The sequence below is a fragment of the Mesorhizobium sp. M0598 genome, from assembly GCF_040320865.1.
Classification (GTDB): domain Bacteria; phylum Pseudomonadota; class Alphaproteobacteria; order Rhizobiales; family Rhizobiaceae; genus Mesorhizobium.
Genome location: NZ_JAMYQL010000018.1, coordinates 77,058 through 102,459 on the forward strand (window position 1 = coordinate 77,058; position 25,402 = coordinate 102,459).

General features: G+C 62.5%; 28 protein-coding genes. 19 read left to right on the forward strand and 9 right to left on the reverse strand.

Features of this window, described 5'->3' with window-relative positions; all coding sequences use genetic code 11:
- Window positions 1-51: 51 nt before the first annotated feature.
- From recO to NKI59_RS21575, 9 genes are all read left to right on the forward strand, one after another.
- Window positions 52-840, forward strand: a complete 789-nt coding sequence (gene recO, locus NKI59_RS21535) for a DNA repair protein RecO (protein ID WP_352680800.1) — start codon at window positions 52-54, stop codon at window positions 838-840.
- Window positions 837-1,112, forward strand: a complete 276-nt coding sequence (locus tag NKI59_RS21540) for a PaaI family thioesterase (RefSeq protein WP_352680799.1) — start codon at window positions 837-839, stop codon at window positions 1,110-1,112. Before recO ends, NKI59_RS21540 begins: the two co-directional genes overlap by 4 nt.
- Window positions 1,113-1,196: 84 nt before the next feature.
- Complete coding sequence (locus NKI59_RS21545) at window positions 1,197-3,899, forward strand: DUF2339 domain-containing protein (protein WP_352706647.1); 2,703 nt, start codon at window positions 1,197-1,199, stop codon at window positions 3,897-3,899.
- Between the two features lie 36 nt (window positions 3,900-3,935).
- Complete coding sequence (locus NKI59_RS21550) at window positions 3,936-4,268, forward strand: DUF6572 domain-containing protein (protein WP_352680797.1); 333 nt, start codon at window positions 3,936-3,938, stop codon at window positions 4,266-4,268.
- Window positions 4,269-4,429: 161 nt separating this feature from the next.
- Entirely contained in the window at window positions 4,430-4,948 is a 519-nt protein-coding gene (locus NKI59_RS21555; RefSeq protein ID WP_352706650.1) for a sigma-70 family RNA polymerase sigma factor, read from the forward strand.
- A complete protein-coding gene (locus NKI59_RS21560; protein ID WP_352680795.1) occupies window positions 4,945-5,739 on the forward strand; it encodes an anti-sigma factor family protein in 795 nt (264 codons plus the stop codon). The genes NKI59_RS21555 and NKI59_RS21560 overlap by 4 nt, the downstream gene beginning before the upstream one ends.
- A gap of 209 nt (window positions 5,740-5,948) precedes the next feature.
- Window positions 5,949-7,055 (forward strand): peptidase C39 family protein, encoded by a 1,107-nt coding sequence (locus tag NKI59_RS21565; RefSeq protein ID WP_352680794.1) that lies wholly within the window; start codon window positions 5,949-5,951, stop codon window positions 7,053-7,055.
- Window positions 7,052-8,515: a RimK family ATP-grasp domain-containing protein gene (locus NKI59_RS21570; RefSeq protein ID WP_352680793.1), complete on the forward strand. Its 1,464-nt coding sequence runs from the start codon at window positions 7,052-7,054 to the stop codon at window positions 8,513-8,515. The genes NKI59_RS21565 and NKI59_RS21570 overlap by 4 nt, the downstream gene beginning before the upstream one ends.
- Before the next feature lie 22 nt (window positions 8,516-8,537).
- The gene (locus tag NKI59_RS21575) at window positions 8,538-8,810 is read left to right on the forward strand and encodes a DUF3303 domain-containing protein (RefSeq protein ID WP_023719871.1); all 273 of its coding nucleotides are present in this window, start codon (window positions 8,538-8,540) and stop codon (window positions 8,808-8,810) included.
- Window positions 8,811-8,927: 117 nt separating this feature from the next.
- Here NKI59_RS21575 and NKI59_RS21580 read toward each other — a convergent pair whose 3' ends face one another.
- The 3 genes from NKI59_RS21580 to ygfZ form a co-directional block, all read right to left on the reverse strand.
- Complete coding sequence (locus NKI59_RS21580; RefSeq protein WP_352706653.1) at window positions 8,928-11,066, reverse strand: putative bifunctional diguanylate cyclase/phosphodiesterase; 2,139 nt, start codon at window positions 11,064-11,066, stop codon at window positions 8,928-8,930.
- 64 nt (window positions 11,067-11,130) lie between these two features.
- Entirely contained in the window at window positions 11,131-11,763 is a 633-nt protein-coding gene (locus NKI59_RS21585) for an HD domain-containing protein (protein ID WP_023677753.1), read from the reverse strand.
- Window positions 11,763-12,623, reverse strand: coding sequence for a CAF17-like 4Fe-4S cluster assembly/insertion protein YgfZ (gene ygfZ / locus NKI59_RS21590; RefSeq protein ID WP_352680791.1), 861 nt, complete (start codon window positions 12,621-12,623; stop codon window positions 11,763-11,765). Before ygfZ ends, NKI59_RS21585 begins: the two co-directional genes overlap by 1 nt.
- Window positions 12,624-12,706: 83 nt before the next feature.
- On the opposite strand from ygfZ, the gene NKI59_RS21595 reads away from it, so the two are divergent.
- Entirely contained in the window at window positions 12,707-14,038 is a 1,332-nt protein-coding gene (locus NKI59_RS21595) for a dihydroorotase (protein WP_352706656.1), read from the forward strand.
- A gap of 32 nt (window positions 14,039-14,070) precedes the next feature.
- On the opposite strand, the gene NKI59_RS21600 is transcribed toward NKI59_RS21595, so the two are convergent.
- The 4 genes from NKI59_RS21600 to NKI59_RS21615 all read right to left on the reverse strand — a co-directional run bounded on the left by NKI59_RS21600 (window position 14,071) and on the right by NKI59_RS21615 (window position 16,436).
- Window positions 14,071-14,874 (reverse strand): hypothetical protein, encoded by an 804-nt coding sequence (locus NKI59_RS21600; protein WP_352680789.1) that lies wholly within the window; start codon window positions 14,872-14,874, stop codon window positions 14,071-14,073.
- 80 nt (window positions 14,875-14,954) lie between these two features.
- Window positions 14,955-15,212 carry a hypothetical protein gene (locus NKI59_RS21605; RefSeq protein WP_023677749.1) on the reverse strand — a complete coding sequence of 86 codons (258 nt, stop codon included), beginning with the start codon at window positions 15,210-15,212 and terminating at the stop codon, window positions 14,955-14,957.
- A gap of 372 nt (window positions 15,213-15,584) precedes the next feature.
- Window positions 15,585-15,962 (reverse strand): TIGR02301 family protein, encoded by a 378-nt coding sequence (locus NKI59_RS21610; protein ID WP_352680788.1) that lies wholly within the window; start codon window positions 15,960-15,962, stop codon window positions 15,585-15,587.
- Window positions 15,963-16,010: 48 nt separating this feature from the next.
- Entirely contained in the window at window positions 16,011-16,436 is a 426-nt protein-coding gene (locus NKI59_RS21615; RefSeq protein WP_352680787.1) for an NUDIX hydrolase, read from the reverse strand.
- Window positions 16,437-16,559: 123 nt separating this feature from the next.
- Here NKI59_RS21615 and NKI59_RS21620 point away from each other — a divergent pair, with 123 nt between their 5' ends.
- Window positions 16,560-17,321: an SOS response-associated peptidase gene (locus tag NKI59_RS21620; RefSeq protein ID WP_352622565.1), complete on the forward strand. Its 762-nt coding sequence runs from the start codon at window positions 16,560-16,562 to the stop codon at window positions 17,319-17,321.
- A 55-nt stretch (window positions 17,322-17,376) separates the two neighbouring features.
- On the opposite strand, the gene NKI59_RS21625 is transcribed toward NKI59_RS21620, so the two are convergent.
- Window positions 17,377-17,526, reverse strand: coding sequence for a hypothetical protein (locus NKI59_RS21625; RefSeq protein WP_023677745.1), 150 nt, complete (start codon window positions 17,524-17,526; stop codon window positions 17,377-17,379).
- 414 nt (window positions 17,527-17,940) lie between these two features.
- Here NKI59_RS21625 and cysS point away from each other — a divergent pair, with 414 nt between their 5' ends.
- The 8 genes from cysS (at window position 17,941) to rarD (ending at window position 24,983) form a co-directional block, all read left to right on the forward strand.
- Window positions 17,941-19,422, forward strand: coding sequence for a cysteine--tRNA ligase (gene cysS / locus NKI59_RS21630; RefSeq protein ID WP_352680786.1), 1,482 nt, complete (start codon window positions 17,941-17,943; stop codon window positions 19,420-19,422).
- Window positions 19,419-19,805 (forward strand): VOC family protein, encoded by a 387-nt coding sequence (locus tag NKI59_RS21635; RefSeq protein WP_352454382.1) that lies wholly within the window; start codon window positions 19,419-19,421, stop codon window positions 19,803-19,805. The genes cysS and NKI59_RS21635 overlap by 4 nt, the downstream gene beginning before the upstream one ends.
- A gap of 6 nt (window positions 19,806-19,811) precedes the next feature.
- Window positions 19,812-20,303: a GFA family protein gene (locus NKI59_RS21640; RefSeq protein ID WP_352706661.1), complete on the forward strand. Its 492-nt coding sequence runs from the start codon at window positions 19,812-19,814 to the stop codon at window positions 20,301-20,303.
- Complete coding sequence (locus tag NKI59_RS21645) at window positions 20,300-20,776, forward strand: GFA family protein (RefSeq protein ID WP_352448982.1); 477 nt, start codon at window positions 20,300-20,302, stop codon at window positions 20,774-20,776. The genes NKI59_RS21640 and NKI59_RS21645 overlap by 4 nt, the downstream gene beginning before the upstream one ends.
- Entirely contained in the window at window positions 20,773-21,729 is a 957-nt protein-coding gene (gene pip, locus NKI59_RS21650; protein WP_352540787.1) for a prolyl aminopeptidase, read from the forward strand. Before NKI59_RS21645 ends, pip begins: the two co-directional genes overlap by 4 nt.
- A complete protein-coding gene (gene cimA / locus NKI59_RS21655; protein WP_352680784.1) occupies window positions 21,726-23,348 on the forward strand; it encodes a citramalate synthase in 1,623 nt (540 codons plus the stop codon). Before pip ends, cimA begins: the two co-directional genes overlap by 4 nt.
- Window positions 23,349-23,352: 4 nt before the next feature.
- Window positions 23,353-23,892, forward strand: a complete 540-nt coding sequence (locus tag NKI59_RS21660; protein WP_352680783.1) for a hypothetical protein — start codon at window positions 23,353-23,355, stop codon at window positions 23,890-23,892.
- A 158-nt stretch (window positions 23,893-24,050) separates the two neighbouring features.
- On the forward strand, window positions 24,051-24,983 hold the full coding sequence (gene rarD, locus NKI59_RS21665) for an EamA family transporter RarD (RefSeq protein ID WP_352706665.1): 933 nt from the start codon (window positions 24,051-24,053) through the stop codon (window positions 24,981-24,983).
- A 55-nt stretch (window positions 24,984-25,038) separates the two neighbouring features.
- Here rarD and NKI59_RS21670 read toward each other — a convergent pair whose 3' ends face one another.
- On the reverse strand, window positions 25,039-25,329 hold the full coding sequence (locus tag NKI59_RS21670; protein ID WP_352706667.1) for a muconolactone Delta-isomerase family protein: 291 nt from the start codon (window positions 25,327-25,329) through the stop codon (window positions 25,039-25,041).
- Window positions 25,330-25,402: the final 73 nt, after the last annotated feature.

The following is a 25,402-nucleotide window of genomic DNA, read 5'->3' on the forward strand; positions in this document are numbered from 1 at the left end:
GATAAGTCGCTCATCTTGATTTCGCCATGCAACCGGTGACAAGCTCTCGTCATGGAATGGCGCGACGAGGGAATCATTCTCGGCACCCGCAAGCATGGCGAAACCAGCGCCATTCTTGAGGTGATGACACGCGCGCATGGCCGCCATCTCGGCCTCGTGCGCGGCGGCCGTTCGCGCAAGCAGCAGCCGGTCTTGCAGCCGGGCAATCGCGTCGACCTGTTGTGGCGGGCGCGGCTCGACGAGCATCTCGGCACTTTCCAGGCCGAGGCTATCGAGATGAACGCCGCCCGGCTGATGGACAGCGCCGTTGCCGTCTACGGCCTGCAGACGATGGCCGCGCATTTGCGTCTTCTGCCTGAGCGTGACGCCCATGGCGGCCTTTACGAGACGCTTGCGGTGATGATCGCTCATCTCGACGATGCCGATGCCGCCGGCGAGCTGGTGGCCCGCTTCGAGCTGCTGGTACTCGACGAACTCGGTTTCGGCCTCGATCTCAGCCAGTGTGCGGCGACCGGCACCAGGCAGGACCTTGCCTATGTCTCGCCGAAATCCGGCCGCGCCGTGTCGCGGGCGGCGGGCGCGCCGTGGCGCGACAAGATGCTGGCGCTGCCTGCCTTCCTGCAGCGCGGCTCCGGGCTGCGCGCCGATCCGGCGGCGATCGAGGACGCCTTCCGGCTGACCGGCTTCTTTTTGACCCGCCATGTCTACGAACCGCGCGGCATCGAGCCTCCCGGCGCCCGCGCCGGGTTTCTCGCCGCCTTGCGCAGGCATCATTCACCCGGCCATGAATCCGGCAAGGCAAGCGCCGGGGAAACCGCCACCGGGGAAACCACCAGATGAGCGAAGTTGAACCTGATCCCGAAAACGTTTCGCCGCTCGGCCTTGGCACCATTTCGCAGGTGGGCGAGGCCTATGCGACGGCCGAGTTCAAAGTGAATTTGACGCGGCCGATCACGCCAAGGACGGGCGAGGTGGTGTGCGAGGGCAAAATGGTGCACAAGGGCCGCACGCTGACGGTTTCGGAAGCGGCGCTGAAGGACGCCAACGGCAAGCTGCTGGCTTTCGGCACCGAAACATGCTCGATCTTTCCGGCCAATCTGGCGGCACGTTGAATGGACCGGCCGTTTGGCCGCCGCATTTGAATGTCACTGAACATTGAATGTCAGTGACAACTGGCCTGGTTTGGGGGAACCGCCATGTTTGAAAGCCTGATTGGCCTCGTCGCCATCATCGTGCTGTTCGTCATCATTTCACGCCAGCAGAGCCGCATCGGCCTGATCGAGCGCGAGCTTGGCGCCTTGCGCAGCCTTGTGCTTTCGGGCACGCCTGCGCTGCCGCCGCAAGCCAAGGAACCGGCTGCAAACGACAGCAAACCGGCGGATGCCGCAATCCCGCTTGCGGCCGCAGCCGATATGGCCGTATCGCCACGGACCGCAGCGGTCGTGTCAGCTACAGAGGCCGATGCCGATAGAACGGCGCCGTCCGCGCCGGAGTCGGCGCAACCGGCGGCAGCGGCGAAGGCAGCTCGCCAGTCCGACGTCGAAACGGCGCTCGGTACCCGCTGGGCGGTCTGGGTCGGCGGCATCGCGCTGGCGCTGGGTGGCTTGTTTCTGATCCGCTACACCATCGAGGCCGGCATTTTCGGGCCACGCGTGCGGCTTGTCATGGCGGCGGCACTCGGGCTGGTGCTGGTCGCCGGCGGCGAGTTCATCCGGCGCACCGGCTTCAGGGTGCCGGTGCAAGGTGCCGCCGGTGCCTATATCCCGGCGATCCTGACGGCGGCCGGCGCTTTCATCCTGTTCGGTACCGTCTACGCCGCGTACAGCGTTTACGGCTTCATCGGCCCGACGCTCGCTTTCACGCTGCTCGGCGCCATCGGGGTGGCGACGATCGCGGCAAGCCTGGTGCACGGTCAGGCGCTGGCCGGCGTCGGCCTGCTCGGTGCCATGGTGACGCCGCTGCTGGTCGCCTCGCAGGCGCCCAATCCGTGGGCGCTGTTCGGCTATCTGGCGATCGTGCTCGCCGCCACCTGCGTCATTGCCCGCATCCGCGACTGGAGGCTTTTGATGGCCGCAGCCTTCGTCGCCACGGGCATCTGGACCATCTTCTACATGACCGACGCGCCGGGGGCGAACCTTGCCGTCATCCTCTTTATCGACGGGGTGACACTGGCCGTGCTCGCCTTCGTCTGGCTTGGCCGCCGCGCCGAAGCGGTCGCCGGCACCGGCTTCGACTGGCCGTCGATCGCGCCGGGCTTCTTCGTCGGCCTTTCGGCGCTGGCCCTGTTTGTCGATCCGGCCTTCGCCGCCATCCGCGGTGCATTGCCGGGGGCCGCCCTTGTCGCAGCCCTGGTGGCGGTGGCGCTCTACCGGCCGCGGGCGCTTGCACTGCTGCACGCCGCCGGGCTGGCGACGGTACTGGTCTATCTCGGCACCATTCCGCCGACCACGATCGCTTCCGATTTTTCGGGTGGCGCTCTCGGCGTCGACGGCATGCCGGTCGTGGCGTCCGATGCCTTGATGCTCAGGGTCGGCATCGCGCTCGGCCTGGTCTTCATCGGCGCCGGCTTTTGGGCGGCGCGCCGTTTTGCGGCCTCTGGCTGGCTGCGCGCCGCCGCATGGGCGGCCTGGAGCGCTGTCGCGCCACTGGTCATCCTGCTGGCGCTCTGGTCTGCCTTCGGCAATCTCGACCGTGACCTTGCTTATGCGGCGGTCGCAGCCGTTTTGGTCGGCGTCTTCGTCGCCGGCGGCGAATGGATAGCGCGCGGCGAAGCGCCGCCGCTGACCGGCGGCGCTGCCGTCTCCTTCGCGCTCGGCGGCGCGGCGATTGCCGGCCTGCTGATGCTGCACATGGCCTTCGGTTCAGGCTGGACAACCACCCTGCTCGGAGCAGCCGCCGTCGTGCCGGCGCTGGCGACGCGCTGGCGCAGCTATCCGGTGCTTGGCTGGATTTCGGTCGGTGCGGTGATTGCAGTGCTCGGCCGCGCTGCCTTCGACCCGACCATCGTCGGTGCCGAGTTCCTGTCGAAGACGCCGGTGTTCAACTGGCTGCTGCTTGGATATGGCGTGCCGGCGCTCGCTTTCGGTTTTGCCGCCTGGCAGCTTGCCCGAACCACCAACGGCCGACCGCGCCTCGCAATGGAGGCCGGCGCCGCGCTGTTTGCCCTGCTCACCGTCGCCATGCTGGTGCGCCATGCCATGCATGGCGGCGTCATCGATACCGCTGCTGCGACGCTTGCCGAACAGGCGATCTACACGCTGATCGCGATCGGTGGCGGTGCCATCCTGGTCGCCATCGACATGCGCTCGCCAAGTTCGGTGCTGCGCTACGGCTCGATTGCAGCGGGCGTGGTCTCGGTCGCCTTCATCGTCCTCCAGCATTTTCTGGCGCTGAACCCGTTGCTGACGGATGAATCGACCGGCAGCATTCCGGTGTTCAACCTTCTGTTGCTCGCCTACCTCTTGCCGGCAGTCGCGACAGGCGCACTGGCGCTCTATACCCGCGACAAGCGGCCGAAATGGTATGCGGCCATGCTGGCGGTTATGGCGGCGGTGCTCGCCTTCGCCTATGCGACGCTGTCGGTCAGGAGGCTGTTCAAGGGTGAGTTCATCGGCCTGTGGAGCGGTCTCGGCCAGCTCGAGACCTATACTTATTCGGCACTGTGGCTGGTCATCGGCGTGGCGCTGCTCACCGCCGGTGTCTGGCTGAAGTCCCAGGTGCTGCGCATAGCGTCGGCGGCGCTGATCTCGATCGCCGTGCTCAAAGTCTTCATTTTCGACATGTCGGAACTGGAAGGCGTGTTGCGGGCGCTGTCCTTCATCGGCCTCGGCGCGGTGCTCATCGGCATCGGCCTGTTCTATCAGCGGCTGCTGACAAGGGCGGCGAGAGAGGTAAATTAGTGTGAGTCTATGATCACGGGAAAAGGCTATTGACAGATGGCTGTTCAGCATACGGACGTCGTGGATATTGTCGCAAAAGGCAAAAATGGTGAATATTTGCTCAGCATTGTAGATGATCTCGGTTGGGATGATGTAGAAAATCATCTTGAGCTTCTAGAGAATAAACTGAATCTATATTGTGTTTTCGTTTTAGAAGGGCAATTCTACAAAGAACATCCGGATGCTGTGGGGCGACCCGTTATGATTTCGGTGGCATTGTTGTCTATTATGCCAGCCGAGGTACAATGGTTCTTTACCGCAGCTGCGGTATCAGTCGAAAAGGCCGGATTGCAATTTGAAGTTCAGCACCTCTCGAAGGGGAATTTGTAGAGGGGTCTTCAGGTGGGGATCGGCCGGGAATAAACCTGCCGCTGGCAGCGTTATTCAGATGCTTGGGTGACCGGGGCGGCGGACCGCTTCGCGCTGGCCGCTTGCGCCGCGCCGCGAAGGCGCGTTCAATCACCACGGACAGGGCGCCAGAACCAGCGGTCATGGACGAAAAGAAGGCAGCAATCCTTGGCGAAATACCGCGTCTGCGCCGCTATGCACGCTCGCTGTTGCGCGACCGCGATTCCGCCGACGATCTCGTCCAGGATTGTCTCGAGCGGGCGCTTGTGCGGCTCGACAATTGGCAGACAGGAGAAAGCCCCAGGAGGTGGCTGTTTACGATCATGCACCATTTGTTCATCGACCAGATGCGCAAGGTGAACCGGCGCGGCGAGGCGGCGATGCTGCCGCTCGAGGCAAGCGAGGCGCAGGCAGCACCCGCCGAGCAGGTCGAGAGCATCGCTTCCCGCGAGATCGTCGACGCCCTGCAGGCGATCAGCCCTGACCGGCGGGCGGCACTTGTGATGGTCGCCATCGAAGGGTTTTCCTATGCCGAAGCCGCCAACATCCTTGGAGTCCCCGCCGGCACTTTGATGTCGCGCATCGCGCGCGGGCGTGAGGAGTTGCGCGGGCTTTTGGACGACACCGCGCGCCGCCGCTCGATAAGGATCGTTGAGAAATGAGCCGGCGCGATTTCTCCGAACGCGACATCCACATGGCCCTCGATGGCGAGTTGCCGGGCGACGAGCGGACGGCCTATGAGGCATGGCTCGAGGCCAATGCCGAGATGAAGGCCAAGAGCGCACGCTACGCCGCTGACCGGGCAGCGTTGCGCGCGGCCTTTAACGGCGTGCTGGACGAACCCATCCCGGTGCGGCTGAATAAGGTGGTGCTCGGCGAGGCGCCGGTGGTCAAAGCGGCGGCGTCGCGCTCGCGTTGGTGGCTTGCGGCCGCCGCTGCCGCCATGCTGGTGATTGGCGGTGCTGGCGGCTATCTTGCCGGCATCGGCGGCCTCGGCCTGGAAAATACGGCCGAGGACCAGCTTGCCGAAGAGGCGATTGCCGCCCACGTCATCTATGCCGCTGAAAAGCGGCATGCTGTGGAAGTGCCGGCAAGCGACAAGGATCATTTGCAGAACTGGCTGTCTAGCCAGGTGGGTTTGAAGCTGGTGGCGCCAGATCTGGCGGCGCAGGGATTCCAACTGGTCGGTGGCCGGCTGCTGCCTGCCGGCCAGGGTAAGGCCGCGATGCTGCTTTACGAGGACGACAAGGGCGAGCGCATATCGCTCTTCGTAATCGCCGAATCGGCGGCCAAGGCCAAGGGCACCTATGGGTCCGAGGAAAATGGTCCTGAGGCCGTCTACTGGCTGGACAAGGGTTATGGCTGCGCCGTCGTCGGATCGCTGCCGCGCGAGCAGCTGTCTGCGGTGGCCAAGAGCGCCTATGGCCAGCTTCTGGCGGGCTTGAAAAGCTGAGCAGGAGCTCGTTTTTCCGGAGCCGCGCCGATGCCGAAACACGAAGGTCGTTTCAAAGCCTTTGCGCGACCTGCCTGCCTTGAAAACTGTCACAATTCGGCCCTAATCGAGGTGCGATAGCGCTTGCTGAATGCTGGCACTTCGGCTGGTGTGACCGATGTTTAGACTAGGGCCGTTTCCACAACCCAATCGAGGTTTTCTGAGCCCGCATGCCTGCCGAGATTCGCAAGGCCCGCGCGTCCGACGTCGATGACCTCGCCGCCATCGAAAAAGCCGTTTTCTCGAGCGATCGCATTTCTCGCCGCTCCTTTCGCCAACTGATCGAACGCGACACCGCCGAACTGCTGGTTGGCGAGAACGATGGTCACGTCGCCGGCTATGCGGTCGTGCTGTTTCGCAAGGGCAGCGGCGTCGCGCGACTCTATTCGATCGCCGTCGGTCCATTTTTCGGCGGCCGTGGCGTTGGCCGCCTGCTGCTGGAAGAGGCTGAAGCCGCCGCTTTCGAGCACGGCCGCATGATGCTTCGTTTGGAAGTCCGCGAAGACAATCCGCGCGCCATCCAGATCTACGAGCAGAGCGGCTACCGTAAGATCGGCCGCGAACCGGACTATTACGAGGACGGCGCCACGGCGCTGCGCTATGAGAAGACCTTGCGCGGCGACATTCCGGTCGCCACCGAAGTGCCGTTTTATCAGCAGACTTGCGAATTCACCTGCGGACCATGCTGCCTGATGATGGCGATGGCTTACTTCGGCCCCGGCTTCGTGCCGGACCCGGTGATGGAAATCCGGCTGTGGCGTGAGGCGACGACCGTTTTCATGATGTCGGGGCCGGGCGGCTGCGAGCCGTTCGGGCTTGCCGTCGCCGGCTATGAGAGCGGGCTTGCTGCTGAGATCTATGTGTCCTTCTACGGCGCGCTCTTCCTGCAGTCGGTGCGCAGCGAAGACAAGCGCCGGGTCATGGAACTGGCGCAGGTCGACTTTCGCCGCCGCGCGGAACTTTACGGCATCCCGGTGAATTACCGTTCATTCGGGCTTGACGACATTCGCACCGCGATCGCAGAGGGAAAACTGGTGCTGGTCCTGATCAGCGGCTTCCTGATGTTCGGCAAGAAGGTTCCGCACTGGGTATTGGCCATCGGTGACGACGGCGATCATATTCTGATCCACGACCCTTGGGTCGAGGACGAGCGGCAGGAGACGATCCTCGATGCTGCCAACATTCCCGTGCCTTACGGCATCTTCATGAACATGGCGCAATTCGGCCGCGACGGATTGCGCGCCGCCATCATTCTCGGAAAGCGCGACAGCCAATGACCTGGGTCATCCTTACCGGCCGGCAGAACGATCTCGACCAGGTGGCGACGCCGCACAAGATCATCACCAATCGCGACTACCTTGCCCATCCGGCACTGTTTCGCGGTCAGCGGCCGAAGGTCATCAACCTGTCGAACAATTATGGCTACCAGAGCCGCGGCTATTACGCGTCGCTGCTTGCCGGTTCGCGCGGCCATAAGGTCATCCCGACGGTCGAAACGATGATCGACCTGTCAGAACGCAAGCTCTATGAGCACGCGTTGCCGGAACTCGAACTCGCACTCAACAAGTGCCGCAAGGACCTGGGTGGCGCTTTTCCGCAGAAGGTCTGCATCTTCTTCGGCATCGGACCATCCAGGATCTGGGACCGCTTCGCAAAACTTCTGTTCGACTGGTTCCGTGCCCCGGCGCTCGAGGTCCACGTCAGGGACAGCGCCGAATGGGCCTCGATCCGCAAGATTGGCTTCCATCCGCTGGCCAGGATGACCGAGGACGAGGAAACGCACTTTCTCCAGTGCCTGGAGACCTACACCAACCGCGAGTGGCGCGACACCAAGGGCCGCACGCCGGCGCGCTACACTTTCGCAACGCTGGTCGATCCGCATGAGGAACTGCCGCCGTCGGAGATTTCGTCGCTGCGCCACTGGGCCAAGATCGCTGAAAAGATGGGCGTCGAAATCGAGCCGATCACCAAGCGGGATCTGGCCAAGCTCGCCAACTACGACGCGCTGTTCATCCGCGAGACCACTTCGATCTCCAACCACACCTACCGCTTTGCCCGCCGCGCCCAGCAGGAAGGCATGCCGGTCATCGACGATCCGCTGTCGATGATCCGCTGCACCAACAAGGTCTATCTCAACGAGCTGATGACCTACAACAAGGTGCCGGTGCCGCCGACGGTGATGATAGCCGGCCCTTCGGATCTGGAACTTGCGGCGCAGACGCTGGGCTTCCCGCTGGTGCTGAAGATCCCGGACTCCTCGTTTTCGCGCGGCGTCAAGAAATGCGGCACCTTTGAAGAGTTGAAGACGCTCGCAACCGAATGGCTGGAGGATTCCGACCTCCTGATCGCGCAAAAATTCATTCCGACGGAATATGACTGGCGCGTCGGTGTCCTCGGCGGCCAGCCCTTGTTCGCCGTCCATTATCTGATGGCCAAGAAACATTGGCAGATCGTCAATCATAAGGCCAACGGCAAGCCCGACCAGGGCGGCATCAAGACCTTCACCCTGAAGGAAGCACCGGCCCATGTCGTCGAGACGGCGGTGAGCGCGGCGCGCTGCATTGGCGACGGCCTCTACGGCGTCGACCTCAAGGAAACCAGGGACGGCGTCTTCGTCATCGAGGTCAACGACAACCCCAACCTCGACCACGGCTGGGAAGACTCCGGCGAAAAAGACGAGGTCTGGGTGCGGCTGACGCAGTGGTTCCTGGAGCGGCTGGACCGGCCGGGGCGATAATATCCGAACTGAGGGGAAAAAGATGCTGTTCTTCGTAACCGAGGATTTTCGCGGCTGCGACCGCAAGGAGATCTACCGCCGTTTCCGCGACCAGGGCCGACTGAAGCCGGACGCGCTTCTCGTGCACCACAGCTGGATCGCAGCGGATATGAGCCGCTGCTTCCTGCTGGTGGAGGCCGATGACGTCACGCTCCTGCAGCGGTGGGTCATCGAATGGGCGGATCTGGTCGAATTCGAGATCGTTCCCGTGGCGACGAACAAGGATATGGTGGAGGCATTGAGCGGACATCTCTGACCCGTTGGGAACCTCCTGGTTCGCCACACCTGAATGCCGCCTTCTCCTATCAAGGAATTAACACGCGGATCGAGCGTCATCTCAAGGAGATCTGAGCCGGTTGCCCGCGCTTCGCACTTAGCCGGACTGCCGGATCGTCGCGCTCGACTTCAGCAGCCGATTAATGTCCGACGCCTTTGACGGCACCCCGATCAAATAGCCCTGGGCCTCGACACAACCCTCCTTTTGCAGGAATTCAAGCTGCGCTTCGGTCTCGACACCTTCGGCGGTGACGGTGATGCCCAGCTGTGCGCCAAGCCCGATGATGGTGCGCACGATCGCCGCGGTATCGCGACTGTCGATGTCACGGGTGAAAGAGCGATCGATCTTGATCTTGTCGACGGGAAAGCGCCTGAGGTAGCCCAGCGACGAATAGCCGGTGCCGAAATCGTCCAGCGCGATGCGGACGCCCAGATCGCGTAGCTGCCTGAGTGTCTTGAGCACCAGATCGCTCTCGTCCATCAGCACCGTTTCGGTGATTTCCAGTTCAAGCCGGTTGGCCGGCACGCCCGAGAACGCCAGTGCCGAGATAACACTGCGGGCAAAGGTACCGCTTTTGATCTGCACGGCGGAGACATTGACTGCGATGCGCCAAGCCGCCCAGCCTGCCGCGGTCGTGCAGGCTTTTCGCAGCGCCCATTCTCCAAGCGGCACGATCAGCCCGGTCTCCTCGGCGGCCGGAATGAAGTCGTCCGGCCGTACCAGGCCGCGCACCGGCGAACGCCACCGCATCAAGGCTTCGGCGCCGACGATTTCGCCGGAGGCGATGTTCATGATGGGCTGGAAATCCAGCTCGAATTCGCGGCGCGACAGCGCGGCCCTGAGATCGATTTCGAGTGCCCGGCGTGCCCGCACCATCGCGTCCATGGCTGGTTCGAAGAAGCGGTACAGGTTGCGCCCTTCGCTCTTTGCCCGATAGAGCGCCATATCGGCATTTTTCAGCAAAGTGTCGGCGTCCTTGCCGTCATTCGGAAACAGCGCAATGCCGAGACTGATGCCGACACGCATGTCGTGTCTTTTGTCGCGAAACGGCTTTCCGATGATCTCGACGATGCGTTTGGCCAGCTTTTCCGCGTCGCCCGGGCTTTTGAGATTGAACTGGATGATGACGAATTCGTCGCCGCCGAAGCGGGAGACAACGTCCGTTTCATTGCGCAGGCACCGTTGCAGCCGTTCGGCCACGCATTTCAGCAGCCAGTCGCCGGAAGGATGGCCCCAAGTGTCGTTGACCGCCTTGAAGTGATCGAGGTCGAGCGAGAATATCGCCAGCGATCCGTCTCTCGTGTCGCTCAGGGCTTGGTCGAGCCGTTCGCGAAGCATCGAGCGATTGGGCAGGTTGGTCAGTGTGTCGTGGTGCGCAAGATGGGTCATGCGCTCTTCCACACGCCTGCGCTCGGTGACGTCGTCGAACGTCGCGACCCAGCCGCCGCCGCTCATCGGCCGCCGCGCAACCAGCAGCGTTCTGCCGTCAGCGAGATGGCGATGCGTTACGTGTGTTTTCCCCGCCCGCAGGCAGGCTTCGATTTGCGAGATTTCGCTGTCGGGGTCGAGCTTTGTATAAATGCCCAGTTCCAGCAGCCGCTTGAACGCATCATGGTGACTCATGCCAAGCGGGAAGTCGGCCGGCCTGACATGATAAAGTTCCAGGAAACGTTCGTTGCGCACGATCAGCTTGCCATCCGCATCGTACATCAAAAGGCCTTGCGACATGTTGGCAAGTGCCGCGTCGAAACGGCGGTGCTGCTCCTTCAACTCCTGCTCGGCGCGCCGTTGCTCGGTGATGTCCTCGTAGATCGATACCCAACCGCCTGACGCCAGCGGCCGGTGCGAAATGTTGACGATACGCCCGTCTGCAAGCGTTTCCTCATAGGTGGAAGGTTTTGCCTGGTCGATATAGGGCTTGCGGATGGCATAGAGTTGCTCAGCGCTTTGCGAGGCGATGCCGATATCCACGCTGTGCTGGAGGATGTCGAAAAACCGGATGCCGGGCCGCACCACTTCGGCGTCGAGGCGAAAGATGCTGATGTAGTTCCTGTTGCAGATGATCATCCGTTCATCGGCATCGAACATGCACAGGCCATGCGACATGTTCTCGACCGCTGCCGAAAAACGCTCGTTCTGTTCGCGCAGCTCGTCTTCAATAGGTTGCGGCTGACCAACGCCTTTGGCCCTCCGTCGGCGGACGGACGAAGCAGCCTTGATACCGGCAACGGGCATGAGGCAAGCCTATGGACCATGGTTAACCATGGCACTGTTGTCCCTGCCGGTTAATTTACCGTTTTCAGCCGGCTGGAACGGCAGTCTGGCGTCGCGACTTTTCGATCGCCGCAAAGCGTTTGAGAAAGGCATTCTGCGCCCAAGTCACCGAGCGCGGCGTGACGTCGAAGCGCTCGGCATTGAAGCCGCGCGGCCTGCCGAAGAACTCCGTCGCCTCTGCCGTCGAAAAACCCGCAAGCAGCGTTGCTTCGAAATAAGCGGCGATCTGATCCGCTCGCTTGATCTCCTTGCGCAGTCCCGCGTCGAGTTCGGCCGGCAGTGAAAAGCGCAGATGGATGGCGCGCTGCAGCCTGATCTCGCAATCCCTGTAGCTGCCGCCCATCACGGATTTGAACGGCGAGATCATGTCGCCGATGACATATTCCGGCGCGTCGTGCAGCAGCGCCGCCAACCGCGCGTCGGCGTCGGCATCCGGCATCAGCTCGCCGACAAGCGTTTCGACCAGCAGCGAATGCTGGGCGACCGAAAAGGCGTGATCGCCTCTGGTCTGGCCGTTCCAGCGTGCGACGCGGGCAAGGCCATGGGCAATATCGGAGATCTCGATGTCGAGCGGCGAGGGATCGAGCAGATCGAGCCGTCGGCCGGACAGCATGCGCTGCCAGGCGCGCGGCGGCGCCCCGGCGCGATCGGCAGCCATCAGGCGTCCTCCGCGCCGATGGCTTCCTGCGGAAAGCTGAATTTCGCCCAGGACGGGATAGCGAGCGACACGGCGACGTCCTCCGCCAGGATCGGCAGGCCGGCGTCGAGCGCTGCCTTGACCCGGTCGATGCGGGCAATGGCAAGGCCTGTCCTGGCCGCGGTCGAGCCAAGCGTGCCGACCGGTCGCCCCTCCACGGTCAACTCTGCGCGCGAAGTGGGCAGGGTGCGTTCGGCCGAGACAATCAACACCCGACGCCTGGCAGTGCCGCGATGCTGCATGCGCGAGACGACCTCCTGGCCGACGTAGCAGCCTTTCTTGAAGCCGATACCGCCGATCTGGTCGAGCAGCACGTCATGCGGAAAAGCGTCGCCGAGTTGGTAGTCCGCACCGCTTTCGGCAATGCCATGGGCGATGCGAAAGGCTTGCCATGCGGCAAGGTCGCCGCCATCTGCGGTGTCATCGTAGAAGCGCTTGACGGCAGTATCGACAAACCGCGCATCAGCAAACGGTGCTGATTCAAATTGCGAAGTGGCTGAATCGCTTCCCCATGCGACGGCCACAACCGGCTGATCCAGCTTGGCAATTTCGACCTTGGCGCGCAATTTGTAGAGCGTCAGCCGGCGCATGAAATCATCGGCGGTCTCGGTACGGCATTCAAGTCGGAAAGCATTTTCGCCGGCGCGCGAGATCAGGAAGTCGAAAAGGATCTTGCCTTGCGGCGTTAGCAGCGCACCGGGCTTTGCTTCGCTGCTGCCGAGCACGTCGAGGTCGGTGGTCAGGATGTTCTGTAAAAAGTGCTCGGCGTCCGGCCCGGACACGGAAACGAGTACGCGATCTCTGAGCGAGGCAAAGGGCATGGTGGGAAAACGAGCCTGATCTTGCAAAACTATCGGCCATTACGTAAGCCGCTGGCACTTCCCCCGCAAGAGACCGGATCCGTATGGCCCCCATCTACGATCTCATCCTGACAGGCGGCACCGTGGTCAATCACGACGGCCAGGGTTTTCGCGACGTCGGCATCAATGGTGGGCGCATCGCTGCCATCGGCGACCTCCGCGAGGCGTCGGCCGGTGAGACGATCGACTGCCGTGGGCTGCACATCCTGCCGGGCGTCGTCGACAGCCAGGTGCATTTCCGCGAGCCGGGCCTGGAGCACAAGGAAGATCTGGAGACGGGCTCGCGGGCAGCGGTGCTCGGCGGCGTCACCGCCGTCTTCGAGATGCCGAACACCAACCCGCTGACCACCAGTGAGGCAACCCTTGCCGACAAGGTGCGGCGTGCCACCGGCCGCATGCATTGCGACTTTGCCTTCTGGGTCGGCGGGACCCGCGACAATGCAAAGGACGCTGGCGATCTCGAGCGGCTGCCTGGTGCGGCCGGCATAAAAGTTTTCATGGGCTCGTCCACCGGCGACCTGCTGGTCGAGGACGACGAAGGCGTTGCCTCGATCCTGAGGAACACACGCCGCCGCGCCGCCTTTCACTCCGAGGACGAGTTCCGGCTGCGCGAGCGGCTTGGCGAGCGCATCGCGGGCGATCCGTCCTCACATCCGGTGTGGCGCGACGAGATCGCTGCGTTGCGCTGCACCGAGCGCCTCGTGCGAATCGCGCGCCAGGCCCGCGCCCGGATCCATGTGCTGCACATCTCGACCGCCGAGGAGATAGGCTTCCTCGAACAGCACAAGGATGTCGCGACCTGCGAGGCGACGCCGCATCATCTGACGCTGAGCGCCGATGATTATGCGCAGTTGGGCACCCTGATCCAGATGAACCCGCCGGTGCGCGCCACGCGCCATCGCGACGGGGTCTGGCACGGCGTTGCGCAAGGCATCGTTGATGTGCTCGGCTCCGACCATGCGCCGCACACGCTGGCCGAGAAGGCAAAGCCTTATCCGGCGTCGCCGTCCGGCATGACCGGGGTGCAGACTTTGGTGCCGATCATGTTGGATCATGTCAACGCCGGCCGGCTGACGTTGCAGCGCTTTGTCGACCTGACTAGCCACGGCCCGCAGCGTATTTTCGGCATCGCCAGGAAAGGCCGCATTGCCGCCGGCTACGATGCCGATCTGACCATCGTCGATCTGAAGCGCCGCGAGACCATCGCCAACGCCCAGCAAGGCTCCAAGGCCGGCTGGACGCCTTATGACGGCAGGCAGGTGACCGGCTGGCCGGTCGGCACCATCGTGCGCGGCCGGCGCGTGATGTGGGAAGGCGAGATCGTCACGCCGGGCCAGGGTAGGGCGGTGGAGTTTTCCGAGGCGTTGGCGGGCTAAGCTCCTGTCTCCAAGAGACCATGCTTAGCCACTCAATCGCCGGCGACGAAGAACGTCCATTGTCCGGTCGGCGTGATGCCGACGCGGTAGAAAATGTAGGCACCGAACTGCTTCATGTCGTCATAGTCGCTGGCGGTGACGATCTTGAACAGCTCGACCCGTTGTCTGGCGTCGAGCTTGTCCAGCGGCAGGGCGAAGAAATAGGGCCAGACATAGAGATCCTGCGGCGTGCCGGCATCGACATGGACAAAACCGGCACTGAGCACTTCTTCCAGGATGGCGAGGATCTCCTGGCCTTCCGTATCGCCCGAAAGGCCCTTCAGGAAGGCGATCGGGTCGCCCTCGATGTCGCCCAGCGACAATTGGGTCATCATGTCTCCCGTGCCGATCAGCGGCCGAAGTTTTTCGATGTCGCCGCTTTTGCACGCCTCGACGATCAGATCGTGCATGCGCCTGACCGGTTCCGGCAACTTGGCCAGGTCGTAGACGACTTCGGGCACGGGCGCGTCCGGATCGACATGCGGATTGGCCATGCCGCCATCGTTGGCCGGCCCTTTCGGTTCGGTTTGTTCCGGCTCGTCGGATGGCGTCGGCTGGCTGGTCGGTGGTGGCGTCGTGCCGAGCGGGCCGGGCATCGGCACGGTACTTCCGGGCGGCGACATGTCACCGTCGGGTGGCGGTGTGACCGGTGAGGGAAGGTCTTCGCGCTTGATCTCGCTGAGGGCTTGAGAGGGACTGCTCGCAAGAAACAGTGCAAGGGGAATCGTGGCGCAGGAAGCAGTAAGCCAAATGCTGAGGACCAGGCCGCGCGGCTTGCCTGATATCGAAAAATTCACCGCCTGCTACTCCTTGGTTCCAGCCCATCCATGTGCCCGGACATGATGTCCGGCGGCGCGCCGTCGTCAAAGAACCGGGGTCAGTGCCGCAGTCTTTCGGGCTCGAAGGCCCCGGCAATCACCTTTTCACGCATGCGATCGAGCAGGGCAAGCGCCGAGGTCTCGCCATTGGTGCGCAGCATTTCGCCGAATGCCGTTTCGAGGGCTGCCTCGGCGATGATTTCCGGCTCGATCCCGGCCGACAATCCTTCTGCCCAGGCTTCGCTGTGGCTTTCCACGGCGGTCAGGCGCTTTTCTTCCCTGACCAGCGCGTCGATGTCGTTGACGCCATGTTCCATTGCGATTTCCACCCTTTCAAGCGGTGATCCGTTGGACAGGGATCAAGCTTGAGTTGTCCCTTTTACACGCAGGCGCAGTAAGTATTTGTAAATACGACATTTTTTTGGTCGTCTTCTACAATTCCGTCGCGTCCAGCAAACCTGCGTCCGATCCGTTTCAAACTTAGCCGATTAGGCCGGCCAAGGGGACGGAAACCTTCAGTTTGAGTTAATTTCACATTCGCGCGCTAACGTTTCGTTAACATAGTTGCAAAAGTGCAACATCAGGTTTGCACCAAGACCTCACCCGAGGCAAGCGGAGAAGTGTCGAACGCGTCCGCCGCCCACAGCGCCGCGGTTGATGCCGGTTTGCCGGAACGGCAGCTGCCGTCGTCAGTTTCCGTAGCGCGAAGCGATGTCGCGAGACAGCGTCTCGCCTTCCTTCATGTAGCGGCTGATGGCTTCCGTGGCCGAGGCGGTGCATTGCGTATAAGTACCGCCGAACGACCGGTAGCCGCGGTTGAAGCTGGCGATGAAGCGGGCGCGCCGCTCCGGGTTCGGATTTTCCGATGCGATCAGTTTTTCCATCTCGGCTCGCCACCGATCGCCCTTCTCGCCACACAGATTACGCAGGAAATGCAGCGAGCCAAGCACTTCCGCCAGCCGCATCAGCCCAGGCTCGAACGGTGCTTCGGCGGCAATCGCCGGGCGCGCACCGACAACCACGCTGGCGGCGAGGCATGCGGCGAGAAACGAAGACGTGCGGCTCATGAGTCCTTGTGCTGAAACAATTTGTCGCCTGCAAGGCGATTCTCTGGCTCAGGTCTCGCCGTCTTTGTTGGGACCGAGTAGATCGTCCGCAATTTCAAACACCGCATCGGCGAGCGGCATCGCTGTCATTTCGGCCAGCGTATAGAAAGCCGCGGTTTCGGCGTCGTCGCTGGCCACCGCCTCGCCGCCAGCATAATTGGCCCCAAACACCGTCAGCCAGTAGTCGACCGGATGCCCGTCGCCGCTGCCGTCGATGTGGATTTCCCGCAGCGGCTGGTAGCTGCGCGCCTGCAATCCGGTCTCTTCCAGCAATTCGCGCCGTGCTGCCTGTTCCAGCGTCTCGCCGGCTTCGACCTTGCCGCCGGGAAAGGCATGGAGGCCTTGCGAGGGCGGCCTGGCCCGCTTGACCAGCAGCACCGTGTTCTCGCGCACGACGCAGACCGAGACTGCCGGAATGATCTTGCGTGCTTCCATGGGCTTCGGATCGCTCGATTGGCATAGCCCGTTGTGGACCGGCCGTCGGCGAACAGCTTTAGCGGTTGCGAAAGGCGGGTTCCATGGCCACTTTCACATGCCACCAATTCGAGAGCTGAATTCATGTGCGGACGCTTTGCCTTGACCGCCACTCCGGACCAGACCGCCGCCTTTCTCAGCCTGGCGGAACTTGAGGAGTTTCCGGCCCGCTACAACATCGCGCCGACGCAGCCGGTGCTGATGGCGCTCGCCGGATTGCCGCAGGCGCCGGGCTCGAACCTGCCCGACCGCCGCTCGATGCTGGTGCGCTGGGGCCTGATCCCGGCCTGGGTCAAGGATACGCGTAACTTCCCGCTGCTGTTCAACGCGCGTTCTGAGGGGGCTTCGGAAAAGGCGTCGTTTCGCGCTGCCATGCGCCATCGCCGCGCCCTGGTACCGGCTTCGGGATTCTACGAATGGCACCAAACCGGTGGCAGAAGAGGGCAGCCCTATTGGGTGCGACCAAGGCGTGGCGGGCTTGTCGCCTTCGCCGGGCTGATTGAGACCTATGCCGAGCCGGGCGGCTCGGAAATGGACACCGGCGCCATTCTGACCGCCCACGCCAATGCCGATACTGCCCATATCCACGACCGCATCCCGGTGGTGATCCATCCCGAAGATTTCGCGCGCTGGCTGGATTGCAGCACGCTCGAGCCGCGCGATGTGGCCCATCTGCTGAGACCCGCCCAGCCCGATTTCTTCGAAGCGATCCCGGTTTCCGACCTCGTCAACAAGGTCGCCAATACCGGGCCGGAGATTCAGGAGAAGGGCGTCGTCGAGCCTGAGCCTGAGAAGGTCAGGCGCCAGAAGTCCGGCGCGAACGACAGTCAGATGAATTTATTTTAGCAAAAGCTACTATTGCTGGTGCGCCGTGAGCGCCTCAATCTTCCCGACGGCATTCTCAGGCAGCGCGCGGCGAAACGATCTTCTGCGCCGGCTTCTTCTTCTTCGCGGTGTGCAGAAGAGCTGCGACGATTGCTGCCGGGCCGATCGCCCGGTAGTGGCTGGCGAGCGCCGGTTGCTTGGCGCGGTTGGATTCTTGCTTAGGCATTGTTCTCTTCCCTGGTAACGTCTTCATGTCTGCGTTTGCTGGCCGAATCCGACCAAATCGTGACGCTTGCTGATCTAGCCGGCGAATGTTTCATCACAGTGCCGACCTGTTTAATAAAATGTTTCAGTGGCTCAATTCCTGTGAGCCAACGATATTTTTGGCGAAGGTAGCGACTTGACGGCAACACCGGGCAAGGCGATAAAGCCGGCCATGAAAACGTCTTTCGCCATTTGTGGCATTTGCATTATCGGCTAGCCTCGCGCTGGTCCTGGACGTTTTCGCCTCATCTCCTCCCAGATTGGACAAACGCCCCGGCCAGCAGGCTGGACCCCGATTTGCGCCTCGGCGTAACCGACTCCATCCAGAGCACGATCCCAAAAGATCATGCCAAAGTAACGCACCGGGAACGCACGTATGTCTGACGCATCGAAGAGCCTGCGCCTCTACAACACGCTAACGCGGAGCAAGGAGGATTTCTTCCCGATCGATCCGCGCAACGTGCGCATGTATGTCTGCGGCCCGACGGTCTACGACTTCGCCCATATCGGCAATGCGCGGCCGGTGATCGTCTTCGACGTGCTGTTCCGTTTGCTGCGCCATCTCTACGGGCAAGCGCACGTCACTTACGTCCGCAACATTACGGACGTCGACGACAAGATAAACGCCCGCGCACTGCGCGATTTCGGCGGCGAGATTGCCTCTGGCAGGCTGTCGCTGAACGAAGCGATCAGGCGGGTCACCGAAAAGACCGCCGGTCAGTTCCACAAGGACGTGGCGGCGCTCGGTTGCCTGGAGCCGACGGTCGAGCCGCGCGCCACCGAGTTCGTCGAGCCCAGGCCCGACGGCAAGGTCGACATGATCTTCTTGATTCAGCGCTTGATCGAACGCGGCCATGCCTATGTCGCGGCTGGAGAAGTCCTGTTCGACACCGCTTCCATGCCGGATTACGGGCAGTTGTCGAAGCGCAATCTCGACGAGCAGCAGGCAGGCGCCCGCGTCGCCGTCGATGCGCACAAGAAGAACCCGCAGGATTTCGTGCTGTGGAAATTGTCTTCGCCCGAGGAGCCGGGCTGGGACAGCCCGTGGGGCAGGGGTCGGCCAGGCTGGCACATCGAGTGCTCGGCGATGTCGGCCGCCTATCTCGGCGAGGTGTTCGACATCCATGGCGGTGGTCTCGACCTGATCTTTCCGCACCACGAGAACGAGATCGCGCAGTCGCGTTGCGCCCACGGCACCGAAACGATGGCCAAGGTGTGGATGCACAACGGTTTCCTGCAGGTCGAGGGCCAGAAGATGTCCAAGAGCCTGGGCAATTTCTATTCGATCACCGAATTGTTGGAGACGGAGACTTTTGGCGGCCGCAAATGGCCTGGCGAGGTGCTCAGGCTGGCGATGCTGATGACGCATTATCGCGAGCCGATCGACTTTTCCGTACGCAAGCTGGAAGAGGCTCTGAAGATCGCAAACGATCTCATAACGCTCGGTTCCCAATATCCTAACGGCGTTCGAGATACAGAGTTTTTACGGGTTTTGGGCGACGACTTAAATACGACCGAGGCAATCAAATATATCCAAACGTTACGGAACAAAATTGTCCACGACGTTGAAGGCGCCTTTGGATCAAGGCTACGGTTCTGCCTCGATGTACTCGGCTTCGAACATCAATCTATCCAGTCCTGGACTAGTAAGAGAGCTGCTAGCGCAGGTGTGGATATCGAGCAGCTTAGGGAGACAATCAACGACAGAATCGCCAAACGCCTCGCGCTGATCGCCGCCAAGAAATGGGCCGAGGCCGACCGCATCCGCGACGAGTTGCTGACGCAAGGCATCCAGTTGAAGGACGGCAAGGACCCCGTCACCGGCGAACGCATCACCACCTGGGAGGTAAAAAGATGATCGATCATCTCGGCATCACCGTTTCGGATTTCGACGCGTCGAAGGCTTTTTACGACAAGGCGATGGCGCCGCTCGGCGCCTCGCTGCTCTACATGGTGCCGCAGGAATATACCGGCGGCGCCAAGGTCGGCGGCTACGGCCGCGACCGGCCGGTGTTTTGGCTGCATGCCGGCAAGGACAAGCCGAAGGATCATCAGCATGTCGCCTTCACCGCTCGCAGTCGCGCCGAGGTCGATGCCTTTCACGCCGCGGCGATTGCCGCCGGCGGCAAGGACAATGGCGGGCCGGGCCTGCGCCCGCACTACCATCCGAACTATTATGGCGCCTTTGTTTTCGATCCCGACGGCAACAATGTCGAGGCGGTTTGCCATGCCCCGGAGTAGTGCGCGATGAGCCTCGACAACAGACCGGTCTATACAGGCGGCTGCCAGTGCGGCGTGGTGCGCTTCCGCGTCGAAGGAGCGCTCGGCGATGCTTCCGTCTGCCATTGCCGCATGTGCCAGAAGGCGAGCGGCAATTTCTACCTGCCGCTGGTCTCGGTGCGCGGCGCAAGGCTGGACTGGACGCGCGGTGAGCCCAAACGCTTCCGCTCGTCCAACGCGGCTTTGCGCGGTTTCTGCGCCGAATGCGGCACGCCGCTGACCTTCGAAGCGCCCGACGGGGTGGCCCTCGCCATCGCCACATTCGACCACCCCGACGAGATCGCCCCGACCATCCAATGGGGTGTCGAAGCCAAGCTCCCGTACGTGGATCACGTCCACGAATTGCCAGGTGAGGAAACGATGGCCGACGTCTCGTCGGCCTCCTATCTCGCCGATCTCGTCTCCTACCAACATCCCGACCACAACACCGAACAATGGCCGCCGGAGGAAAAATCATGACCGAAACCGTTCGTACCGGCGGCTGCCAGTGCGGCGCCGTGCGCTTTCGCATCCACGGGGCGCTCGGCCGCCCGTCCATTTGTCATTGCCGCATGTGCCAGAAACAGTTCGGGTCGTTTTTCGGCGCGCTGGTGACAGTGCCGAGCGACGGCGTCGAATGGGTGCGCGAGGAGCCGAGTTACTTTCAGTCGTCGGTCAACATCGATCGCGGCTTCTGCGCCCGCTGCGGCACACCGCTGACCTACCGCCAGCCCGGCGCGCTGGAGATCGCCATCGGCGCCTTCGACGACCGTTCCGATCTGGCGCCGCAGATCCAGGTTAACTACGCCGCCAGGCTGCCTTGGGTCGAGACGATCTTCGACGCGCCGATCCATGACGACCCGGATTTCTACGCGCGACAGGAATCCATCATCTCCTTCCAGCATCCAGATCACGAGACGGCCAACTGGCCGCAGCAGGGCCTGAAATTATGAGCAGCGAATTCCGTACCCTCTATCCCGAGATCGAGGCTTTCGAGTCCGGCATGCTCGACGTTGGCGATGGCCATCAGGTCTATTGGGAGCGCTCCGGCACCAGAGGGGCCAAGCCGGCTGTCTTCCTGCACGGCGGGCCGGGCGGCACCATTTCGCCAAAGCACCGGCGGCTGTTCGATCCGAAGCTGTACGATGTCATCCTGTTCGACCAGCGCGGCTGCGGAAAATCGACGCCCAATGCCTCGCTTGAAGCCAACACCACCTGGCACCTGGTCGCCGACATCGAGCGCCTGCGAAAAATGTGCGGCTTCGACAAATGGCTGGTGTTCGGCGGTTCGTGGGGTTCGACGCTGGCGCTGGCCTATGCCGAGACCCACCCCGAGCGGGTCAGCGAACTGGTCGTGCGCGGTATCTACACGCTGACCCGCGCCGAACTCGAATGGTACTACCAGTTCGGCGTGTCGGAGATGTTCCCCGACAAGTGGGAGCGGTTTCTGGCGCCGATCCCGGAGGCCGAGCGCGGCGACATGATGGCCGCCTACCGCAAACGGCTGGTCGGCAGCGATCCTGTGGCGCAGGTCGAGGCCGCCCGCGCCTGGAGCCTGTGGGAGGGCGAGACGATCACACTGCTGCCGGAACCGGAAACCAGCGGTCCCTTCGGCCAGGATGATTATGCCCTGGCTTTCGCCCGCATCGAGAACCACTATTTCGTCCATGCCGGCTGGCTGGAAGAGGGACAGCTGCTGCGCGATGCATGGAAGCTTAAGGATATCCCGGGTACCATCGTTCACGGCCGCTACGACATGCCGTGCCCGGCGCGTTACGCCTGGGCGCTGCACAAGGCGTGGCCGAAAGCGGATTTCCATCTGATCGAAGGCGCCGGCCACGCCTATTCGGAGCCGGGCATCCTCGACAGGCTGATCCGCGCAACGGACATGTTTGCCGGGAAATGACCATGGCTCGCGAGCGCCTTTATCTGTTCGACACCACGCTGCGCGATGGTCAGCAGACGCCGGGTGTCGACTTCTCCGTCGAGGACAAGATCGCCATCGCCAAGCTGCTCGACGAGTTCGGCATCGACTACGTCGAGGGTGGCTACCCCGGCGCCAATCCAACCGACACCGCCTTCTTTGCCGAGCGTCGCACGGCCGATGCCAAGTTCGTTGCCTTTGGCATGACCAAACGGGCAGGAGTGTCGATCTCGAACGATCCTGGGCTTGCCGCGCTGGTCCAGTCGAAGTCGGACGCCATCTGTTTCGTCGCCAAGAGTTGGGACTACCATGTCCGCGTCGCGCTCGGCTGCACCAATGAGGAGAACCTCGAGGCGCTCAAGGCCTCGGTCGAGGCGGCGCTCACTACCGGCAAGGAGGCGATGGTCGACTGCGAGCATTTCTTCGACGGCTTCAAGGCCAACCCCGATTATGCGCTGGCCTGCGCCAGGACGGCCTACGATGCCGGCGCGCGCTGGGTGGTGCTGTGCGACACCAATGGCGGCACGCAGCCCTCCGAGGTGCGCGTCATCGTCGAAAAGGTGATCGCGGCCGGCATACCGGGCGACCATCTCGGCATCCACGCCCATGACGACACCGGCCAGGCGGTGGCGAATTCGCTTGCCGCCGTGGAGGCCGGCGTGCGCCAGATCCAAGGCACGCTGAACGGCATCGGCGAGCGCTGCGGCAACGCCAACCTGATCTCGATCGTGCCGACACTGGCGTTGAAGCCGGCCTTTTCGGGCCGCTTTGCAACCGGCATTTCGGCAGAGGCGTTGACCGGTATATCGCGCCTATCCCGCGCCTTCGACGAGTTGCTGAACCGCGCGCCCGAAGCGCAAGCGCCCTATGTCGGCGCCTCCGCTTTCGCCACCAAGGCCGGCATCCATGCCTCGGCGCTGGCCAAGGAGCCGGCGACCTACGAGCATGTGCCGCCAGAGACTGTCGGCAACCGCCGCCGCGTCATGGTTTCGGACCAAGGTGGCAAGGCCAATTTCCTGGCCGAGCTGAAGCGGCGCGGCATCGACATGCCCCGGGATGACCATCGCCTCGACGCGCTGATCGCTGTAGTCAAGGAACGTGAGGCGGAGGGCTACGCCTACGAAGGCGCCGACGCCAGCTTCGAGCTTCTGGCGCGCAAGATGCTGCATGGCCTGCCGGAATTCTTCCGCGTCACTTCGTTCCGCTGCATGGTCGAGCGCCGCTTCGACGCCAACGGCCAGCTGAAGACGGTCTCGGAGGCGATCGTGAAAGTGCTGGTCGAGGGCGAGGAGAAGATGTCGGTCGCCGAAGGCCATGGCCCGGTCAACGCGCTCGACATTGCGCTGCGCAAGGATCTCGGCAAATTCCAGAGCGAAATCGCCGATCTCGAGCTGGCCGACTTCAAGGTGCGTATCCTCAATGGCGGCACCGAGGCGATCACCCGCGTGCTGATCGAATCGCATGACGGCACCGGCGCGCGCTGGTGGACGGTCGGCGTCTCCGAAAACATCATCGACGCTTCGTTCCAGGCGTTGATGGATTCGATCGTCTACAAGCTGATGAAGAACCGCGACATGGCGGGATTGGCAGCGGCGGAGTGAGGAAATGGGCTTCTCGATAAGCTGGCTGGGCTTTCGTGGTTACGGAATAAAAGAGGCTGCGGCCTTGTTCGGGCGCGAGATTGGCGATCCATCGGAGATTTTCGAAGCACCGGTGAATGCCCATGCCAGCAAAAAGAACTGGGCGATCATCGTTCTCGATCCCTGCAGCTTTCCGAACCCGCCTCAGCAATATCTGGCCGCGATCTCGCAAGGGCGAGAAGTCATTATCGCGCACGTAGAAGAACATGTCATGTTTGCACGCGCCGAATTCTGGCGTGACGGAAGGAACATCTGGAAAGTCTGGCATAGCGGAGACAAGACCGTTAGGGACCTGCATGTCACGGGTGATCTACCCGCGTCGTTCGAAGCGCTGAAGCGGCAGTGTTTTTCAAAACAAGATCAACAAGATACCGAAGGTGCCGAGGTCGATCTTGTTTTTGACCTTCCCCTCGATCTCGCGGCGGAGCTGACGGGCTTCAGACACGATGAAGGCACGCCCGACAGTGTCTTTTTCGAACTCAAGGAAAAGCCTGCTCAGCGTTGAGAGATCGTTTTGTGCTGGGGTAGGACCGCGGCACTCACTCTCGCATGCAGCGGCAATTGTCGAAATCGACAGTTGCGTTGAACCATCAGCGAGACTCCATTGATCCATCAGCAATTTGCGATGGTTTTGGGCAAGCCGCTGGCGCATAGCCTTGGGCCATGGCTACCCAAGCACTTCAAATCGAGCCCGATACCAAAGCTCGTCGCGGCTTCCTGCTGGCGCTCGGCGCCTACCTGCTTTGGGGGCTGCTGCCCTTCTACATGAAGGCTGTCGCGCATCTGCCGCTGGCCGAAGTCATTGCCCACCGCATCGTCTGGTCGGTGCCGATCGCGGCCGCTGTCCTGGTCTGGGCCGGTCGCACTGCCGATTTCAAAGCGGCAGTTCGTTCACCGCGCATCATTTCGATGGCGGTGCTGACGGCGGCGCTGATCTCGGTCAACTGGGGCATCTATGTCTGGGCGATCGCGGTCGACCGCACCATCGAGACCGCGCTCGGCTACTACATCAACCCGCTGGTCAGCGTCGTTGTCGGCGCGCTGCTGCTCGGCGAGCGGCTCGACCGCCTGCAGATCGCGGCGGTGGTGCTGGCGGCAATCGCGGTCGCGGTGCTGACCATCGACGCCGGCAAGCTGCCCTGGGTGTCGCTGGTGCTGGCCTTTTCCTTTGCCGCCTATGGCTTCTTCCGCAAGACGCTGCCAATCGGCCCGAGCCAGGGCTTCCTGCTTGAAGTGCTGCTGCTGTCGGTGCCGGCACTCGGCTACATCATCTTCCTGATCGCCACAGGACAGGATCATTTCATCTCCAGCTCGCTGAACGACACCGCCTTGCTGATCGGCTGCGGTCCGGTCACCGCCGTGCCTCTGCTGTTGTTTGCGTTCGGCGCCAGGCTGCTGCGCCTCTCCACCATCGGCATCATGCAATATATCGCGCCGACGATCGTCTTTTTGATCGCGGTGCTGATTTTCGGCGAACCCTTCGGCAGTGTTCAGGCCATAGCCTTCGGGCTGATCTGGGCGGCACTGGCGATGTACTCTTGGTCGATGTTTTCTTCGGCGCGCAAGACCGTTTCCGCATCAGCTCGAGCCGCGTAACGAAGAAAGGCGGCTGGCCGGTCTTAATGCCGGCAGCCGCGTCTTCCACGAGCGCTCAGCGCTTCGGCCCGAAGCCGGGATATGGCTGCAGCGGCAGGACGGCGGCAATATCCATCATGCCGGCCTTGACCAGCGGTAGAGTTGCAAGATGATGGCGCACATCCGCATCGCTGCCGGCTTCGAACATCATGCCGCTGCCGGGAATGTCGCCCCGATTCCACACCTGACGCACGGCGCCTTCGGCATAGAGCGTGCGGCGCTGCTCGGCCTCGCCAGGCAGCAGCGGCGCGAAATCGGCGTCGGTGAACTTTTCGGTGTTGCGCGCAAGAAGAGCAAAGAACTGCATCGGAATCTCCTGATGTTGGCCGTTGGAATGGCGGAAATATTCGCTTCTGCTGGCCAGACAGTCCAAGACTGAT